The 19092-nt window shown below is 73.5% G+C and carries 6 protein-coding genes and 1 pseudogene; all 7 read right to left on the reverse strand.

The annotated features are described in order from the left end of the window. Window positions 1–16: 16 nt before the first annotated feature. The 7 genes and pseudogenes from AC3CHW_RS31505 to AC3CHW_RS31535 all read right to left on the reverse strand — a co-directional run bounded on the left by AC3CHW_RS31505 (window position 17) and on the right by AC3CHW_RS31535 (window position 19088). Window positions 17–1825, reverse strand: coding sequence for an FAD-dependent monooxygenase (locus AC3CHW_RS31505; RefSeq protein WP_488468734.1), 1809 nt, complete (start codon window positions 1823–1825; stop codon window positions 17–19). Continuing rightward, window positions 1822–2595, reverse strand: a complete 774-nt coding sequence (gene ubiG / locus AC3CHW_RS31510; protein ID WP_488468735.1) for a bifunctional 2-polyprenyl-6-hydroxyphenol methylase/3-demethylubiquinol 3-O-methyltransferase UbiG — start codon at window positions 2593–2595, stop codon at window positions 1822–1824. The genes AC3CHW_RS31505 and ubiG overlap by 4 nt, the downstream gene beginning before the upstream one ends. 13 nt (window positions 2596–2608) lie before the next feature. Continuing rightward, a complete protein-coding gene (gene asnB / locus AC3CHW_RS31515; RefSeq protein ID WP_488468736.1) occupies window positions 2609–4450 on the reverse strand; it encodes an asparagine synthase (glutamine-hydrolyzing) in 1842 nt (613 codons plus the stop codon). 87 nt (window positions 4451–4537) lie between these two features. Next, entirely contained in the window at window positions 4538–5050 is a 513-nt protein-coding gene (locus AC3CHW_RS31520) for an SRPBCC family protein (protein WP_176160445.1), read from the reverse strand. A gap of 149 nt (window positions 5051–5199) precedes the next feature. Then, window positions 5200–5889 carry a class I SAM-dependent methyltransferase gene (locus AC3CHW_RS31525; protein WP_176160444.1) on the reverse strand — a complete coding sequence of 230 codons (690 nt, stop codon included), beginning with the start codon at window positions 5887–5889 and terminating at the stop codon, window positions 5200–5202. 129 nt (window positions 5890–6018) lie between these two features. After that, window positions 6019–13185, reverse strand: a pseudogene (locus AC3CHW_RS31530) (type I polyketide synthase); the annotation flags it as partial. Window positions 13186–13298: 113 nt separating this feature from the next. Further along, a complete protein-coding gene (locus AC3CHW_RS31535; RefSeq protein ID WP_488468737.1) occupies window positions 13299–19088 on the reverse strand; it encodes a type I polyketide synthase in 5790 nt (1929 codons plus the stop codon). Between the last annotated feature and the right edge of the window lie 4 nt (window positions 19089–19092).

The following is a 19092-nucleotide window of genomic DNA, read 5'->3' on the forward strand; positions in this document are numbered from 1 at the left end:
CCGCGCGGTACGCGGGTCAGCGCAGGCCCCGCTCCGGGGTCGCGCCGAGGAGGCGGGCCAGCACCTTCGGTAGGTCGGTGGCCACCTCACTGGTCTGGGCGCGCCAGGCCACGTGGCCGTCGGGGCGCACCAGGACGCAGCCGTCCGAGTCGACCTCGCGCAGCCGCTCCCAGGTGCCGTACGGGTCGCGCAGGCCCTCGGCCGCGCCGATGGTGCGTACCGTGACGGTGACCCCGGTCGACCGCGTGGCCTCGCTGGCCGCGTCGTGCCACGCCTCGCCGCCGCGGCCGGTGAGCAGGACGAACCGGCCCCGGCCGACCACGTCGAGGGTGGAGACCCGGCGCCGACCGTCCTCCAGCCAGGCGTGCGGGAGCCGGGCGCCCGGCCAGGTGGTGGGCTGGTAGTACAGCTCCGGGTCGGTCTCCTGCGAAGGTTCCGGCGTGCCGTCGTCCACTCGGGCCCCGGAGCGGTAGCGGTAGCCGATCTCCACGCCGTGCGCGTTGACCTGGTAGTTGATCTGGTCGGTCGCGGCGGCCAGGGCCGTCCTGCGCTCGGCCGCCTCCGGTGTGTCGTCGGCGAGGCCGCGCAGCAGCGCGGACTGCTCCGCGGCGCTCTGCTCGGCCGTGAAGCCCAGCGCCGCCGGGATGGCGAGGAAGTCCAGCATGCTGCGGACCGCCCGGTCGACGATCTGGCCGCCCACCGGCAGCCGCTCGCTCTGGTAGGTGTCGAGCAGCTCGGGCCCGGCGGTCCCCTCCAGTACCAGCCGCAGCTTCCAGCACAGGTTGAACGCGTCGGCGACCGCCGAGTTCAGGCCGAGACCGTTGGTGGGCGGCATCTGGTGCACGGCGTCCCCGACGCAGAACACCCGCCCCGACGCGTACCGGGGCGCGACGACCGCGTTGACCTCCCACGGCGAGACGTGCTTGATCGTGACGTTGACCGAGGGATCGCCGACGCTCTCCCGGATGTGGCCGAGCACCTCCTCGTGGTCGTCCGGGTCGAACTCCTCGTCGGGGCCGAAGAAGCGCAGGTAGACCCACTCGTTCCAGGGCCTGATGCTGACGAAGACCCGGCCGTCCTCGGGCGGGTTGCCCGGCACGGCGCCCATGTACAGGATCGCGGGGCGGTCCTCGCAGTAGCGGGACAGGTCCGCCTCGAACCAGATCGACGCCACCCTGGCCAGGCCGGTCTGTCCCGCGAGGGTGAGTCCCGCCTGCTCCATCACCCGGCTGTTGGCGCCGTCCGCGCCGATCAGGTAGTCGCAGCGCACCTCGTACTCCTGGCCCGTCCGACGGTCGACGATCACCGCGGTGACCCCGTCCGCGTCCTGCGTCATGCGCAGGAACTCCTGGCCGAAGCGCAACTCGCCCACGTGGGCCCGTTCCGCCTCCCGGACCAGGATCGGCTCCAGCAGGTGCTGCGGCAGGTTGCACATCTGGCTCGGGCTGGCGGCGCGGTAGTCGCCGATCCGGTCCGGGCCGTTGCCGTACGCGTCGAGCCGGCTGACCTCGGGACCCGCGAAGGTGGACATGAACACGTGGTTGGCCAGCAGCGAGCTGGGTGTCGCCGCCTCCAGCACCGCCTCCTCGACACCCAGGTCGCGCAGGATCTCGCCGGTGCGCTGGTTGAGCAGGTGGGCGCGGGGGGTGTTCGCGCTCGTCTCGTACTTGCCGACCACCAGATGCCGTACGCCGTAGCGCGACAGCGCCAGCGAGGCCGTCAGCCCCGCCGGGCCGTTGCCCACGATCAGTACCGGTACGTGCACGTGCGGAGCCTCCTGGGACGCGTCGCGGGTGGGGTGGGTGGCGCTCTCGCCGGTGCTCACGGGGCGACCTTCCTGGCGTAGCCGCCGTAGATGACCGAGGTGTCCTTGGCCACCCTGAGCTGGAACCTGCGGCCCAACTCGCCGTAGGTGATCTCGCCGCGTGCCCGGCTGCGCATCGCGCGCAGCAGCTCCAGCGGCGGCCGGCTGGAGGCGAAGCCGACCAGGTCCTCGTTGTGCAGGCCGTGGGTGCGGAAGAGGGCGTGCAGCTCGGCGGGCTTGATGAAGCCGTTCCAGTCGTGCAGGTCCTTGGGCGCGAAGCGGACGGACTTCCAGTCCTGCGCCATCTTGATCATGCCGAGCTTGGAGCGGAAGGTGCGGTTGATCGTGTCGTACAGGTAGTAACCGCCGGGCTTGAGCACCCGGACCGCCTCGCTGATCGCCCGGCTGGTGTCCGTGACGTGTTCCAGGGTGTCGCAGCAGTACACCAGGTCGAAGGAGGCGTCGGGGAAGTCGAGCTGCTCCGCGAACCCCTCCTGGTAGCGGATGCTCAGCCCCTCGGCGCGGGCGTGCTCGGCGGCGGCCTTCAGCGAGGGTCCTGACGGGTCCACGCCGGTGACCTGGGCGCCCGCCCGTGCGAACCGCTCGGCGAGCAACCCGCCACCGCAGCCGATGTCCAGCATCCGCTGGCCCGTCAGGTTCAGGCCGAGCCGGCTGGTCAGCACCTCGTGGAAGTAGTCGAACCGGGGCGGGGTGAACGCCTCCAGGGTCGCGAACGGCTGGTTGTCGTCCCACCACGAGAGGTGGTTGTACACGTCGTTGTCGACTGGCATGGTCGGTGGCTCCTCAGGAGAGCTTGATGGTCGGACGGCGGACATCGAGCCAGACGGCCAGGTCGAGCACCCGCTCGAACGCCTCCCGCTCGTCGGGCTCGACGGCCTCGGGCAGGCCACGGGCGGCCTTGGTCAGGGCGTCCCGGTCGAAGAACTCCACCGCGCGGTGGTCGTCGGACAGCAACTCGGCCACCTGGCGCTGGAGTTCCCGTACGTACCGCGACTCCTGCGTGTGCGGGTAGAGGGCCTTCACCCGCTCCACCACCGAGCGCGGCAGGAGGTCCTGGACGGCCGCGCGCAGCAGACTCTTCTCGCGACCGTCGAACGTCTTCATCGACCAGGGCGTGTTGTACACGTACTCCACCAGGCGGTGGTCGCAGATCGGCACCCGTACCTCCAGGCCGACCGCCATGCTCATCCGGTCCTTGCGGTCCAGGAGCATCCCCAGCAGGCTCGTCAGGTGCACGTAGCAGAACTCGCGCATCCGCCGCTCGTGCGCGTCCTCGCCCGGCACCGCCGGGATCTCGGCCACCGACTGCGCGTAGCGCTGCTGCCAGTAGCCGGGCACGTCCAGCGTGCCGACCAGCAGTTCGGGGTTGATCAGCTTGGTGGGGTGGGACTTGGGGCTCAGCCCGGAGGCCGTCACCCACGGGAACATCGGGGCCTGCTGCACCGTCGGGTGGTGGAACCACGGGTAGCCGCCGAAGATCTCGTCCGCCGACTCACCCGAAAGCGCTACCGTCGAGTGCTCGCGCACCGCCTTGAACAACAGGTACAGCGAGTTGTCCGCCTCGCCGAAGCCGAACGGGAGATCGCGGGCGCTGACCGTGGCCCGCCGCACCTCGGGGTTGGCCAACTCCTGGTGGTCGAGCCGGATGTCGTGGTGCACGGTCCCGACGTGCTCGACCACCTCGCGGGCGAACGGGGCGTCCTGTGAGCCGCGCAGCTCGTCGGGGCGGAACGCCTCGGGCTGCTCGAAGTCGACGGTGAAGGTACGGGTCCGCTCGCCCCGTTCGGCCAGGTGGCGCCCGGCCAGGGCGGTCAGGGCGCTGGAGTCGAGCCCGCCGGAGAGCAGGACGCACTGCGGCACGTCGGCCACCACCTGGTGCTGGACGCTGTCCTCAAGCAGCTCGCGCACGCGGCGTACGGTGGTCTCGGTGTCGTCGCGGTGCTCGGCGGCCTCCAGTCGCCAGTACGCGCGCTCGCGCAGGCCCGAGCGGTCCAGCACGACCAGGTTGCCGGGTTTCACCTCGCGCATGCCCGCCCACACCGAGCGCCCCGGCTCCTTGACGAACGCGAACAGCTCGCGCATGCCGTCGGTGTCCACCACCGGCTCGACCTCGGGGTGGGCGAGGACGGCCTTGGCCTCCGAGCCGAAGATCACTCCGTCCTCGGTCTCGTAGTAGTACAGCGGCTTGATGCCGAGCCGGTCACGCAGCAGGACCAGCCTGTCCGCCCGCCCGTCCCAGATGCCCAGCGCGTACATGCCGGTGAGCTGGTCCGCGACACCCTCGCCCCACTCCAGGTAGCCGCGCAGCACCACCTCGGTGTCGCTCGCGGTGCGGAACGCGTGCCCACGGCGGCGCAGTTCGTCGCGCAGCTCGACGAAGTTGTACGCCTCGCCGCTGTACGTCAGGACCACCGGGCCGTCCGGGGTCTGCGCGACCATGGGTTGGACGCCGCCCGTCAGGTCGATGACGGACAGCCGCCGGTGCCCGAGCGCGGCGGACGGCGACAGCCAGGTGCCCTCGGCGTCCGGGCCCCGGCACAGCATGGTGGCCGTCATCGCGTCCAACGCGGCCTGTTCAGCGCTCAGGTCCCGCCGGAAGGCGATCCACCCGGTGATCCCACACATACGTCCTCTTTCCTGTGGTGTTTCCTGTGGCGGTTCTGTGATGCCGGGGCCGGGGCCGGGCAGCCCGGTGAGCTGGCGGCCGGCCCGTCAGCGGTCGGCCGCGGCCCGTTGGGTGGCCATGTAGCCGGGCAGGCCGTCGATGTGGGAGCGCCCCACCGGGGCGAAGGAGAGCTTGTCCAGGGCCGGACCGAAGAACGACCAGGGCCGGTTGAGCTCGGCCGCCCAGCGCCAACTGAACCGGGCGCCGTACGGGGTCGGTTCCACGACGTAGTCCTCCACCAGGTGCCGGAAGATCGACCGGGTGCCGGCCACCCCGGTGAACGTCTTGCGGTGCCCCTCCTCCCAGCGGAAGAAGCGCTCGCGCAGGGTGAAGTCACCACCCATCTCGATCTCCCGCGTGGTCCCGACGCCGAACGGCCGCGGCGAGGTCCAGGTCAGTCGCTTCATGCCCTTGGTCCAGCTCGACACCCCGTCCCCGGTCAGCGCCTCCCAGGTCTCCTGTGCCGAGTACGGCACCTCCACCGAGCGGGCGTGGTAGAGCGAGGCCGTGGCGAACAGGGTGTCGTCGGCCTCCTCGATCGGATACCAGCGTGCGGTCATGGGTGTGGTTCCTCTTCCGTGCGGTGGGCCCGCGGCGTCGAGGCGGCGGGACGGGCAGGACAGGTGTGTCGGACCGGGTCGGAGGTGGGGAGCGGCGCCGGGCGGCGGGGTGAGGCCACGCGGGATGTTGGCTCGGTGCGCGTCCGGGCTCACGCGGGCTTACGGGCTCGGAAGAGCGCGACGCTGCCGCGGGTCACCAGGTCGAAGTCGTCGAAGTTCTGCTTCAACTGGTCGCGCAGGTCCTCCAGGTTGTCCTCGGAGTTGTGGAAGACGCCCTTGTCGTTGAGGTTGTTCATCAGCCACCGCCCGGACCGGGTCACCGGGACCCCCGCGTACAGGATGGTGCTGCCGAACACCGTGCCGCCGGGCCTGACCGCCGCCGCGGCGTGCCGGATGGCCACGCCCTTCTCCCGCAGGCTGCCCGGCACGCAGTGCAGCAGGAAGCTGAGGGCGGCCGAGTCGTGGCTCTCCGCCGGCACCGGGAGCGGCTCCAGCGCGTTGGCGACGACCTTGGTGGTCTCGTAGAACGCCAGTCGGCGCGCGGTGAAGTCCAGGGTGCTGGGATTGAGGTCGGCCAGCGTGATCTTCGGGTTGGAGACCGGGAACCGGGTGCGGGTCAGCAGGTAGCCGGTGCCGACGCCGAGTTCCAGGTGGCTGGCCCCGACGCTGGTGGCGTACATCTGGAGGAAGTTCCGCGGCGAGCAGCGCCAGAAGAGCGGGGCGCTGCCACGGAACACCACCAGGTCGTAGAAGGCGAGGGCACGCGGGTGGTAGGCGGCCTGGCCGTCCAGGACCTCCTGGTCCACCGGGTCGGGCTGGTGGTCGTGTGTGCTGGTCATCGCTGGTCACCCTTGGTCGCGGTCGGTTCGGCTGGACGTGGTGCGGAGTCGTGGTCGTACGGGAGGTGCGCGGGGCGCTGCCGGGCCGGGGCGCGGTCAGTACGGCTCCCCGAGGTGGTCGCCGACGGCCCGCAGGGTGGCCGCGGCGTGGTCGCCGAGTACGGAGAAGTGGTCGCCCGGCACCTGGAGTTCGGTGTGCTCGCCCGGCCAGGCCGGCTGCCAGTCGGCCGTGGGGAACCCGGGGAGCGGCGCGGTGGCCCGGACCTGGACGACCGGGGTGGCGAGCGGACGCGGTTGCCAGTCGGCGAACAGGACGCCGTAGCCGCCCATCGCCGTGAGGCAGACGTCGTCGAGCGCCGCGCCGGCCGGCGCGAGCCCACCCCCGCCCATGGCCAGGCCCGCGCCGAGCGCCGCCTGGATACGGGGGAGCACCGGGCTGCCGGGCGGGTAGCTGTCCAAGAGGACCAGGCACATCGGCGGGGTGCCGAGTTCCTCCAGACGCTCGGTCACCGCGTGGGCTATCCAGCCGCCCGCGGAGTGTCCGACGAGGGCGAACGGGGCGTCCCCGCGAATGTGTCCGACGTCGGACGCGTGCAGGTCCACGAGCGCGCCCAGGTCGGCGGGGAGCGCCTCACCGTCGACGAAACCGGGCGCCGGCACCGCCCACAGGTCCCGCTCGCCCCGGGCGGCCGAGGCCAGCCGGGCGTACTGGTGGGCCCCCGACCTGCCGGCGAAGGACGGGAAGCAGACCAGCCGGGGGAGGGCCGGCCCGTGCGCGAGCCGGACCGGGGCCGCGCGCCGGGTCAGGTCGGACACCGCCGCGAAGGTCTCCCGGAAGCGGGACGCGTCCCGCAGCAGAGCGTCGAACTCCGCGAAGTGGCCCGCCCGGGCGGCCCGTACGGCCAGCGAACCCAGCAGGCCCACCGGCTCGGCCACCGCCGGCTCGACAGTCGTCCGCTCGTCAGCCGTACGCTCGTCAGCCGTCGGCTCGTCGGTCGTCGGCGCGCCGGTTTCGGGTCCGGTGGACGCCGGCGCGGGGGCGGTCCGGGCCTCGGGGCCGAGCGCCTCCCAGCCGGCCAGGAGATGTGCCGCCAGGTCGTCCAGGGTGGGATGTTCGAAGACGGCGGTACTCGACAGGGACACGCCCGTCGCGCGGTGCAGGCCGTCGCGTAGTTCGGTGGCGGCCAGCGAGTCGATGCCCAGCTCCGGCAGGCCGAGCGCGGCTTCGACCTCGTCGGTCGCGGGATGCCCGAGCACGGCCGCCACCTGGGCGACCACCAACGCCCGCACCTCCGCACGACGCCCCGCCCCGTCCAACTCCGCGAGCCGCTCGCCGAGTACGGCCGCGCCGTCGCTCCCCGTCGCCCCGACCGGCTCGTCGGCCGCGTCCTGGCGCGGGCCCTGTGGGCCAACCGGCCAGAACCGCCGTCGCTGGAACGCGTACGTCGGCAGCTCGACCCGACGGCCCCCCGCACCGCCGAACACCGCCTCCCACGCCACCGGCGCCCCGTGGGCGTACGCGTGGGCCAGCGCCGCCAGGGCGCTCTCGGGCTCCGGCCTGCCGCGCCGCAGCAGGGGCACCGCCGCCATGGAGCCACCCCGCTCCACCGCAACCTCGCGGACCAGCGCCGACAGCACGCCTGCGGGCCCCAGTTCGAGCACACTGGTGATCCCGTCGGCGGCCAACTGGCGGGCCCCGTCGTAGAACCGGACCGCCTCGCGCACATGGCGCACCCAGTACGCCGGCGTGCCGAACTCCTCGGCGATGGCCAGCGCGCCACTCACGTTGGACAGCACCGGGACGCGCGGCGCCCGGTACGTCAGCGAGGCCGCGACCTCGCCGAACTCCGCCAACACGCCGTCCGTCAGCGGCGAGTGGAAGGCCCGGCGCACCCTCAGCTCCCTGGTCCTGCGCCCCTGGCCGGCGAAGACGGCGGCGATCTCGGCGACCGCCGCGGCGACCCCGGAGACCACGGTGCTGCGAGGCCCGTTGACGGCCGCGACGGAGACCTGGTCGGCGCGCCCACCCAGCAGCGGGAGCACCTCGTCCTCGCTCGCCTCGAGCGCGGTCATCGCGCCGCCCTCCGGCGTCGCCTGGAGCAGTCGGGCCCGGGCCGCCACCAGCCGGCAGGCGTCATCGGCCGACCACACCCCGGCCACGTGCGCGGCGGCCAACTCGCCGATGGAGTGCCCGCCGACACAGTCCGGCACGACACCGAAGGACTCAAGGAGCCGGTACGCGGCGACCCCCACCGCGAACAACCCGGGCTGGGTGTACACCGTCTCGTCCAACAGCCGCGCCCGCGCGGTGCCCTCCGCCGCGAACAACACCGACAGCAGACCCGGCCGCCCCGGATCGTCGGCGTGCTCGTCCAGTAGCCCACACATCTCGTCAAGCGCCCGCGCGAAGACCGGAAAGGCGTCGTAGAGGCCGCGTCCCATCCCCGGCCGCTGACTGCCCTGGCCGGGGAAGAGGAACGCCGTCCGACCGCCGGTGACCGTGCCCCGCACCACACCCGGCGCGTTCTCGCCCGCCGCCAGCGTGGCGAGCCCCGCGAGCAGGCCAGCGCGCCCTGCGTCGGCGCCCTGCCCGTCGGCGAGGACCACCGCGCGGTGCGACAGCCCGGCCCGGGAGGCCGCCAGCGCGCGAGCGACGTCCACCGGGTCCAACTCGGGCCGCTGGGCCAGGTGCTCCCGCAACCGCTCGGCCTGAGCCCGCAGACCCCGCTCGCCACGGGCGGACAGCGGCCACAAGACCATCGGTGGCCCGTGCCCGACCGGGGCGGCTTCCGCGCCCTCCGGACCCGCCACGTACGCCGGCTGCGGGACCTGCTCCGCCGCGCGGGCTGGGTCCGGGACCGGCTTCGCCGCGTCCGCCGCCCGCTCGGGCTCGGGTGGTGCCTGCTCGATGAGCACATGCGCGTTGGTGCCGCTGATGCCGAAGGCGGACACCCCGGCCCGGCGCGGCCGGCCGGTATCGGGCCAGGCCACCGGCTCGGTGAGGAGCGCGACCCGCCCGGTGTCCCACTCCACGTGCGGGGTGGGTTCGCCCAGGTGCAGCGTCGGTGGCAGCACCCCGTGCTCCATCGCCTTCACCATCTTGATCAACCCGGCGACCCCCGCCGCGGCGGCCGTGTGGCCGATGTTGGACTTCACCGAACCCAGCCACAGCGGCCGGTCGGCCGGCCGGTCCTGGCCGTACGTGGCGAGCAGGGCCTGTGCCTCGATCGGGTCGCCCAGCGGCGTGCCCGTGCCGTGCGCCTCCACCGTGTCCACCTCGGCCGGAGCCAGCCGGGCGTTGGCGAGCGCCTGCCGGATGACCCGCTGTTGCGAGGGGCCGTGGGGCGCGGAGAGGCCGTTGCTCGCCCCGTCCTGGTTGGTGGCGCTGCCGCGCACCGTGGCGAGGACCGGGTGGCCGTTGCGCCGGGCGTCGGACAGCCGTTCCAGGAGGAGCAGCCCGACCCCCTCGCCCCACGTGGTGCCGTCGGCGGCCGAGGAGAACGGCTTGCAGCGACCGTCGGGCGCCAGCCCGCGCTGCCGGCTGAAGCTGATGAACGCCTGCGGTGTGGACAGCACCGTCACCCCACCGGCCAGCGCCAGCTCACTTTCGCCCGAGCGCAGCGACTGGGCGGCCAGGTGCAGCGCGACCAGCGACGACGAGCAGGCGGTGTCCACGGTGACGGCCGGGCCTTCGAGCCCGAACGCGTACGCCAGCCTGCCGGACAACACGCTGGCGGCGTTGCCGGTCATCAGGTACCCCTCGATGTCAGCCGAGGCACCGAGGACGAGCTGCGGATAGTCCTGGCCACTGGAGCCAGCGAAGACACCGGTACGGCTGCCGCGCGTGCTCGTCGGGTCGATGCCCGCGCGCTCGAACACCTCCCACGCGGTCTCCAGCAGCAACCGCTGCTGCGGGTCCATGGCCAGCGCCTCGCGCGGCCCGATCCCGAAGAACGCCGCGTCGAACGCGTGCGCGTCGGCGATGAACCCGCCTTCCCGCGTGTACGTACGGCCACTGCGGCCCGGATCGGGATGGTAGATCCCCGCCACGTCCCACCCACGGTCCTCGGGGAAGGCCGAGATGGCGTCGGTACCCTCGACAACCAGTCGCCACAGGTCCTCCGGACTGCCCACACCACCCGGAAACCGGCAGGCCATCGCGACGATCGCGATCGGATCGTCATCACCCTCGGCCGCCGTCCACGCCGCCGCCACCGGGCGCGGCGCCCGCTGGCCCCCGGGACCCACCAACTCGGCGAGCAACCGCCGACTCAGCTCCCGTGGCGTCGGGTGGTCGAAGACCACGGTCGCGGGCAGCCGCACACCGGTCGCCGCGATCAGTCGGTTACGTAGTTCCACGGCGGTGAGCGAGACGAAGCCCAACTCGTTGAAGGACCGCCCGAAATCCAGCGCCCCTTCCAGACCCAGGACCACGGCGGCGTGCGTCCGCACCAGTTCGAGCAGCACCCGTTCCTGTTCCACCTCGGACCGGCCAGCCAACTCCCGCCGCAGCTCCGCTCCCGCCGAGTCACCCTCCACCGCGTCACCACCCGACGCGGCCAGCGGCGAGACGTCCAACGCCCTGGCGTCCACCCAGTAGCGCCGCCGCTGGAAGGGGTAGGTGGGGAGGTCGAAGAGGCGGTGGGTTGCGTTCGGGGTGTGGGTGTTCCAGTTGATGGGTGTGTGGTGGGTGTGGAGGTGGGCGGCGTGGGTGAGGAGTTGGGTCCAGGTGCCGTGGTCGCGGCGGAGGGTTCCGGTGATGGTGACGTTGGCGGGTTGGTCGGCTTGGTCGGTGATGTCGTGGAGTGCGGTGGTGAGGATGGGGTGGGGGCTGATCTCGATGTAGGTGGTGTGTCCGTTGCTCAGGGCGGTGGTGGTGGCGTGGGTGAGGAGTACGGGTTGGCGGAGGTTGGTGTACCAGTAGTCGGCGGTGAGGTGGGTGGTGTCGAGAGCCTGACCGGTGGTGGTGGAGTAGAAGGGAATCTCACTCGTGGTCGGCTTTATGTCGGCGAGTTGTGTGAGCAGTTGCTCGCGCACGGGTTCGACGTGGGGGCTGTGGGAGGCGTAGTCGACGTTGATGCGTCGGGCGCGGATGTCGTGCTCTTCGCAGTGCTTGAGGAGGTCTTCGACTGCTGCGCCGTCTCCGGCGATGACGGTGGTGTGGGGCCCGTTGTGGGCGGCGATGTGAAGCTCTCGGTCCCAGGCCCCGGGGAGTTGTTGGGTTGCTTGGGGTGTGAGGGTGAGGGAGGCCATGGTGCCGTGGCCGGTGAGGGTGGTGTGGATGGCCTGGCTGCGGAGGGCGGTGACGCGAGCCCCGTCTTGGAGGGTCAAGGCGCCGGCGATGACGGCCGCCGGGATCTCCCCCTGCGAGTGGCCGATGACGGCGGTGGGTTGGACGCCCAACGATTCCCACACTCGGGCCAGCGAGACCATGACCGCGAACAACGCGGGTTGCACGACATCAACACGTTCGATGGGCTGTCCGTTGGTGAGTACGTCGGTGAGTGACCAGTCGACGTACGGCGCCAGGGCGTTCTCACACTCGGCTATCGACTGCCGGAACACCTCGGAGGTGCCCAGGAGGTTGGTGGCCATGCCGGTCCACTGTGAGCCCTGGCCCGGGAAGACGAAGACGGGCTTGGCGTGGTCCGCGTTCCCGGTCACCACGTTGGGGTGTTCCTCACCGTTGGCGAGGGCGTGGAGCGCGTTCAGGAGGTGGTCGCGGTCGCGAGTGAGGAGGACGGCGCGGTGTTCGAGGGTGGCTCGCGTGCTGAGCAGGGTGTGCGCGATGGCGTACGGGTCGGCGTCGGGGTGCTCCTCGACGTACGCGGCGAGCTGTGCGGCCTGGGCGCGGAGTGCCCGGTGGCCTCGTGCGGAGAGGACGATCGGGATGATGCCCGTGTCGACCGTGGTCTCGGCCTCCTCCGGGGCGGCCTGCGGCTCCGGGGCCTGCTCCACGATGACGTGGGCGTTGGTGCCGCTGGCTCCGAAGGAGGAGACGGCGGCTCGGCGTGGCCGGCCCGTCTCGGGCCACTGGCGCTGCTCGGTGAGCAGGCGTACGGCGCCGGACTCCCAGTCGACGTGGGGTGTGGGCTCGTCCACGTGCAGGGTCTTGGGCAGCGCCCCGTGGTGGAGTGCGAGGATCGCCTTGATGACGCCGGCGACGCCGGCGGCGGCCTGGGTGTGGCCGATGTTGGACTTGAGCGAGCCCAGCCACAGGGGTCGGTCGGCCGGTCGGTCCTGGCCGTAGGTGGCGAGCAGGGCCTGGGCCTCGATCGGGTCACCGAGCGTGGTGCCGGTGCCGTGTGCCTCCACCGCGTCGATGTCGTCGGTGGTCAGCCTGGCGTTGCTCAACGCCTGCCAGATGACGCGCTGTTGGGACGGACCGTTGGGTGCGGTGAGTCCGTTGGAGGCGCCGTCCTGGTTGACGGCCGAGCCGCGCACGACGGCGAGTACCCGGTGTCCGTTGCGTTGCGCGTCGGTGAGGCGTTCGAGAAGGAGGACGCCGACGCCCTCGCCCCATCCGGTGCCGTTGGCCGAGGCGGCGAATGCCTTGCAGCGGCCGTCGGGGGAGAGGCCGCGTTGTCGGCTGAACTCGATGAACATGCCGGGCGCGGCCATGACGGTGGCTCCGCCGGCCAGGGCCATGGTCGTCTCGCCGCGACGCAGTGACTGGGTGGCCAGGTGCAGGGCGACCAGTGAGGAGGAGCAGGCGGTGTCCACGGTGATCGCCGGGCCCTCAAGGCCGAACACGTACGACAGCCGACCGGAGATGACGCTGGCCGCGCCGCCCGACAGCAGGTATCCCTCCAGGTTCTCCGTCGCCCGCTGGACCAGGGAGGCGTAGTCCTGTTGGCCGGTGCCCATGAAGACGCCGGTGCTGCTGCCGCGGAGTGTGGTCGGGTCGATGCCGGCCCGCTCGAACGTCTCCCAGGTGGTCTCCAGGAGCAGTCGCTGTTGCGGGTCCATGGCCAGCGCCTCGCGCGGCCCGATGCCGAAGAAGCCCGCGTCGAAGTGGCCCGGGTCGTCGATGAAGCAGCCCTCGCGCCCGTACGTCGTGCCGGGGTGGTCCGGGTCGGGGTCGTACAGCGCCTCCACGTCCCAGCCCCGGTCGGTGGGGAACGGGGTGGCCGTGTCCCGGCCCTCCGTGAGGAGGCGCCACAGCTTCTCCGGGGAGTCGGCACCGCCGGGGTAGCGGCAGGCCATGCCCACGACGGCGATCGGCTCGCCCTCGACGGACTCCAGGTCGTGGAGGCGGCGGCGCGTCTCCTGGAGGTCGGTCGACACCCGCTTGAGGAAGTAACGCAGCTTTTCCTCGGTCTCGCTCGCCACGGTGGTGCCACCCTTTCGGCAGGTCGGGAGGGACGGAGAAGGCGTGGGGCTCGGTTGAGTGGTGGCCCCGGGGCCGGTCAGGAGATCCCGAGTTCGTTGGTGATGAAGTCGAAGACCTCGTCGTCCGCGGCGTCGTCCGCCAGCCCGCTGTCCGGGTCGGGAACCGCGGCGACCGGCCGGTCGTCCCAGCGGGCCAGAACGGCGCGGAGCCGGGTGGCGATCCGAGGCTGGTCGGGGTGGTCGGGGGCGAGGGTGGCCAGGGTGGCTTCGAACCGGTCGAGTTCGGCGAGTATCGGCACGCCGGTGGGGGCCCCGTCCTGGGGGAGCGCACCGTCCAGGTAGCGGGCCAGGGCCCGGGAGGTCGGGTGGTCGAAGATCAAGGTGGCCGGAAGCCGTAGCCCGGTGGAGGTGGCGAGCCGGTTCCGTAGCTCCACGGCGGTCAGGGAGTCGAACCCGAGGTCGTTGAAGGCCCGTTCGCCGTGTACGGCCGTCGGGTCCGAGTGGCCGAGCACGGTGGCCACCGCGTCGCGCACCAGGTCGAGCAGGGCGCCCTCGCGCTCGTCGACCGCCAGCCCGGCCAACCGCCCGCGCCACTGGGCCGCGGCAGGCGCCGCCCCCGGTGTCGTGGGTGTGCCGGTCAGGGTGTGCAGCAGCGGTGGCACGGCGCCGGCCGTGCCGCGCAGGGCGGCCAGGTTCAGCCGGACCGCCAGGAGGGTGTGATCGTCGCCGGCCAGCGCGGCGTCGAAGAGCGCGAGCCCGTCGTGCGGGGCCAGCGGGAGGACCCCGGCGCGCCGCATCCGGCGCTGGGCCGCCTCGTCCAACTCTCCCGCCATCCCCGCCTGCTGCTCCCACGGCCCCCAGGCCACGGAGTGGGCAGGCAGGCCGTGGGCGGCGCGGTGCTGGGCCAAGGCGTCGAGGAAGCTGTTCGCGGCGGTGTAGTTTCCCTGCCCGGCGCCGCCGAGGGTGGCCGCCGCCGAGGAGAACAGGACGAACGCGTCGAGCGCCATGCCCCGGGTCAGCTCGTGCAGGTGCCAGGCCGCGTCGGCCTTCGGCCGCAGCACGGCGTCGAAGCGCTCCGCCGTCAGCGCCTCCAGCGCCCCGTCATCCACCACCCCCGCCGCGTGCACGACCGAGGTCAGCGGATGCTCCGCCGGAATCCCGGCCAACACGTCGGCCAGGGCCTGCCGTCGCGACACGTCACAGCTCGCGACCGTCACCCGCGCTCCGGCCGTGGCGAGTTCGGCCGTCAGCCGCTCGGCCTCGGGTGCCTGCGGGCCCCGCCGGGTGAGCAGCAACAGGTGTCGTACGCCGTGCTCCGCGACCAGGTGCCGGGCGAGCAGCGAGCCCAGCGCGCCGGTGCCGCCGGTGATGAGGACCGTTCCGGCGCGGTCGCCCAGGCGCGCGGCCGCTGGCGCGGGGTCCACGGTGGCGGGCCTGGCCCGGACCAGCCGGGGCGTGCGGAGGCCGGCGGGCCGCGCGGCGAGCTGTGGCTCGTCGGAATCGGCGGCCCGCCGCAGCGCCGCGCGGACGTCGGCTCCGGCGCCCAGGTCGAGCAGGACGAAACGGCCCGGGTGTTCGGCCTGGGCCGCCCGCCCCAGCCCCCACAGCGGCGCCTGGGCGAGGTTCGGCACGTCCTCGTCCCGCCCGGCGGAGACCGCGCCGTGCGTCAGCATGACCAGCCGGGAGGTGGCGAAGCGCGGGTCACCGGCCCACGCGGTGAGCGCGGAGCTGGCCCACTCCACCGCTTCCCTGGCAGCCTCGGGCACGGCCGCGCCGGGCGCGGCGTGTGGGCAGGTCAGGAAGACGGTCGTCGGCAGCGGCCGGCCCCCCTCCAGGGCCTGCGCGAGAGCCGCCAGGTCCGGGTAGCGGTCGAGCGGGCCGCCGGCCCCTTCGGGTGTCGAGTCCGCCAGCGGATCGTACGGCCCGACCAGCGCCCACTCCGCCTCGTCCGCCCCGGCGGCGCCCGCCGTGTCCGGGCCGGCGGCGGCCCACTCGACGCGGAACAGCGCGTCCCCGGTCGGCGTTCCGGCGGCGGCCCGCAACTGGGCCAGGGAGACCGGCCGCGCCCGCAGCGCGGCCACCGTCACGACGGGCGCGCCGAACTCGTCGGTCACCAGCAGCGACATGGCGTCCTGCCCGGCCGGGGAGAGGCGGACGCGCAGCCGGGCCGCGCCGGTACGCGAGCGTCGTACGCCGTTCCAGGCGAAGGGCAGCAGCACCTGTTCCCCGCTGCTGCCCACCAGGCCCGCGTGGAGCGCGGCGTCGAGCAGGGCGGGATGCACGCCGTACTGGAGGGCCTCCGCCCGGTACGGCTCCGGCAACTCCACCTCGCCGTAGACGTCGTCGCCCACGTGCCACACGGCCCGCAGGCCCTGGAAGGACGGCCCGTAGGTGAAGCCGTCCAGGGCCACCGTGCGGTAGAAGTCGGCGATGTCGACGGGCACGGCGCCCGGCGGCGGCCAGGCCCCGTCGAGCCCGGGGGAGTCGGCGGCGGCGGGACCGGCCTCGGCCGCGGTGGTCAGCACTCCGCTCGCGTGCCGGGTCCAGGGTTCGGTGTCGTCGCCGTCGGGGCGGGAGTACACGGCCAGGGGCCGGCGGCCGTCCTCCTCGGGCGGTCCCACCCTGAGCTGCACCCGGACCGCGCCGTCGGCGGGCAGGATCAGCGGGCTCTCCTGGTCGAGCTCGTCGACGCCCGGGCACCGCGTCAACCGCCCCGCGTGCAGGGCCAGTTCGAGGAAGGCCGTGCCCGGTACGACCACCGTGTCCAGGACGACGTGGTCGGCGAGCCACGGGTGGGAGCGGACCGACAGCCTGCCGGTCAACAGCAGCCCGTCACCGTCGGCCGGGGTGAGCGCGGCGGCGAGCAGCGGATGCCCGGCGGCCTCCAGGCCCAGGTCGGCGGGTTCGGCGGCGGCCGGCCGCGGCGGCAGCCAGTAGCGCTCGTCCTGGAAGGGATAGGTGGGCAGATCCACCCGCGCCGTCGGGTCCGGGCGGCCGGCGACATCACCCAGGCAGGCTCGCCAGTCCACCCCACACCCTCGTACGTGCAGCGTGGCCAGTGCGGTGAGCACGGTCGTCGGCTCGGGCTGGCCGGCGCGGAGCAGCGGCACGGCCGCCACCTCGTCGCCGCTCGCGCCCAACGCGTCCAGGGCGCCGTCGCGGGCCGTCGCGCACAGCACGCTGTCGGGGCCCAGCTCCAGGAACGTGCGGACACCCTGCGCCGCCAGGTGCCGGACGCCGGCGTGGAAACGCACGGTCGCCCGGGCGTGGCGCACCCAGTACTCGGCCGAGCGGACCTGCTCGCCGGTGACCGGCAGCCCGGTGACGTTGGAGATCAGCGGCAGCGTCGGCTCGTGGGTCGCCAACCGTGACATGACCGTACGGAACGCGCTCGCCATGCCGTCCATGCGCGGCGAGTGGAAGGCGTGGCTGACGCTCAGCTCCCTGGTGCGCCGGCCCCGGTCGCGTAGCGCGGTGGCGACCCGCCGCACCCCGTCCTCGTCACCCGACACGACCACCGAGGTCGGACCGTTGACCGCGGCGATCTCCGCCGTCCCGTCGCCCCCGGCCAGCAGGGCCGCGACCTCCTCCTCGGTCGCCTCCACGGCCACCATCGCCCCGCCCGCCGGCAACTCCTGCATCAGGCGGCCCCGGGCGGCCACCGCGGTCACCGCGTCCTCCAGCGAGAACACCCCGGCCACGTGCGCGGCGGCCAACTCACCGACGGAGTGGCCGAGCAGGAAGTCCGGGCGCACTCCCCAGGATTCCACCAGCCGGAACAGGGCCACCTCAAGGGCGAACAACGCGCACTGGGCCCAGGCCGTCCGCCGCAGCAGCCGCACGTGCTCCGGGTAGCCGGCCGAGCCCTCCTCGGCGAGCAGCGCCTCGCGCAGCGGCAGGCCGGTCCGCTCGGTCAGCAGCGCGCAGTTGCGGTCCAGCGCCTCGGCGAAGACGGGGAAGAGGCCGTACAACTCCCGTCCGGCGCCGGGCCGTTGCGAGCCCTGCCCGGTGAAGAGGAACGCGAGCCCGCCGCCCCGCGCCGCCTCGCCCACGACGGTGTGCGCCGCGGTGGCGCCCCCGGCGAGCGCGTCGAGCCCGGCGAGCAGTTCGGTACGCCCGGCGCCGACGACCACGGCCCGCTGGGCGAGGTCGGCCCGGGTGGTGGCCAGCGCCCAGGCCACGGCGGACGGCTCCCAGTCGGGGTGCGCGGCGACGGCCTCCCGTACCCGCAGGGCCTGCGCGCGCAGCGCCTCCGGGCTGGCGGCGGACAACGACCAGGGGGTGGCGGCAACCACGGCCCGCTCGCCCGTCACACCACCGCCCACGGCCGCGCCCGTCACACCACTGGCCAAGCCCGGGGCCGCGCCCGCGCCCGTGTCGCCGTCCGGGGCCGCCGCCGTGGCGGCGACGGTCGGCCCGGAGGCGGGGGCGGAGGCGGGGGCGCTGCCCGTGCCGGCGTCGGTGGGGTCGGCCGCTTCGAGGATGACGTGGGCGTTGGTGCCGCTGATCCCGAAGGAGGACACCGCGGCACGGCGGGGCCGGTCGGCCGCCGGCCACGGGCGCGCCTCGGTGAGGAGCTCCACCGCGCCCCGGGACCAGTCGACCCGCTCGGCCGGGGTGTCCACGTGCAGCGTGGGTGGCAGGACGCCGTGCCGCATCGCGAGCACGGTCTTGATGACCCCGGCGACGCCCGCGGCCAACTGGGTGTGGCCGATGTTGGACTTCACCGAGCCCAGCCACAGTGGCCGGTCGGCGGGGCGGTCCTTCCCGTAGGTGGCGAGCAGGGCCTGGGCCTCGATCGGGTCGCCGAGGCGGGTGCCGGTGCCGTGTGCCTCCACCGCGTCCACCTCGTCCGGGGCCAGCCGCGCGTCGGCCAGCGCCTGCCGGATCACCCGCTGTTGTGCCGGCCCGCTCGGCGCGGTGAGCCCGTTGGAGGCGCCGTCCTGGTTGACGGCGCTGCCCCGCAGCACGGCCAGCACCCGGTGCCCCGCGCGGCGAGCCTCCGACAGCCGCATGACAAGCAGCAGGCCCACGCCCTCGCCCCAGGACGTGCCGTCGGCGGCGCTGGCGAACGCCTTGCAACGGCCGTCCGGTGCGAGCCCACGCTGACGGCTGAACTCCACGAACATGTGCGGCGCTGCCATCACGGCGGCCCCGCCCACCAACGCCGCGGTGCACTCACCCGCCCGCAGCGCCCGCGCCGCCAGGTGCAGGGCCACCAACGACGAGGAGCACGCGGTGTCCACGGTCAACGCGGGCCCCTCAAGGCCGAAGGCGTAGGCCAGCCGCCCGGAGGCGACGCTGACCGTCGTCCCGGTCAACAGGTAACCCTCGGTGCCCTCCGACGCCGCCTGCGAGCCCGCCCCGTACCCCAGCGGAGACACCCCGACGAACACGCCGATCCGGCTTCCCCGCACCGACGTGGGGTCGATGTCGGCCCGCTCGAAGACCTCCCACGCCGTCTCCAGGAGCAGCCGCTGCTGCGGGTCCATCGCCAGCGCCTCACGCGGGCTGATCCCGAAGAACGCGGCGTCGAAGCGTTCCGCGTCCCGCAGGAAGGCTCCGTGCCGCACATAGCTGTGGCCCGGCCGGTCCGGGTCCGGGTCGTAGAGCGCCTCGGTGTCCCAGCCACGTTCGGCGGGGAACTCGGTGACGGCGTCCCGGCCCTCGCTCAGCAACCGCCAGAAGTCCTCGGGCGACGTGACACCGCCGGGGAACCGGCAGGCCATGTCCACGATCGCGATCGGCTCGTGTCGTTCCTCGGTGAGCTGGTGATTGCGCTGCTCAAGGCGCTTGTTCTCCTTCACCGAGTGCCGCAGGGCCGCCAGGACGCGGTCGTGTGACGCGGGTGTCTGTGCTGCGGTCATCGTC

Source organism: Streptomyces sp. MGP-BFMKR1, from assembly GCF_057766585.1.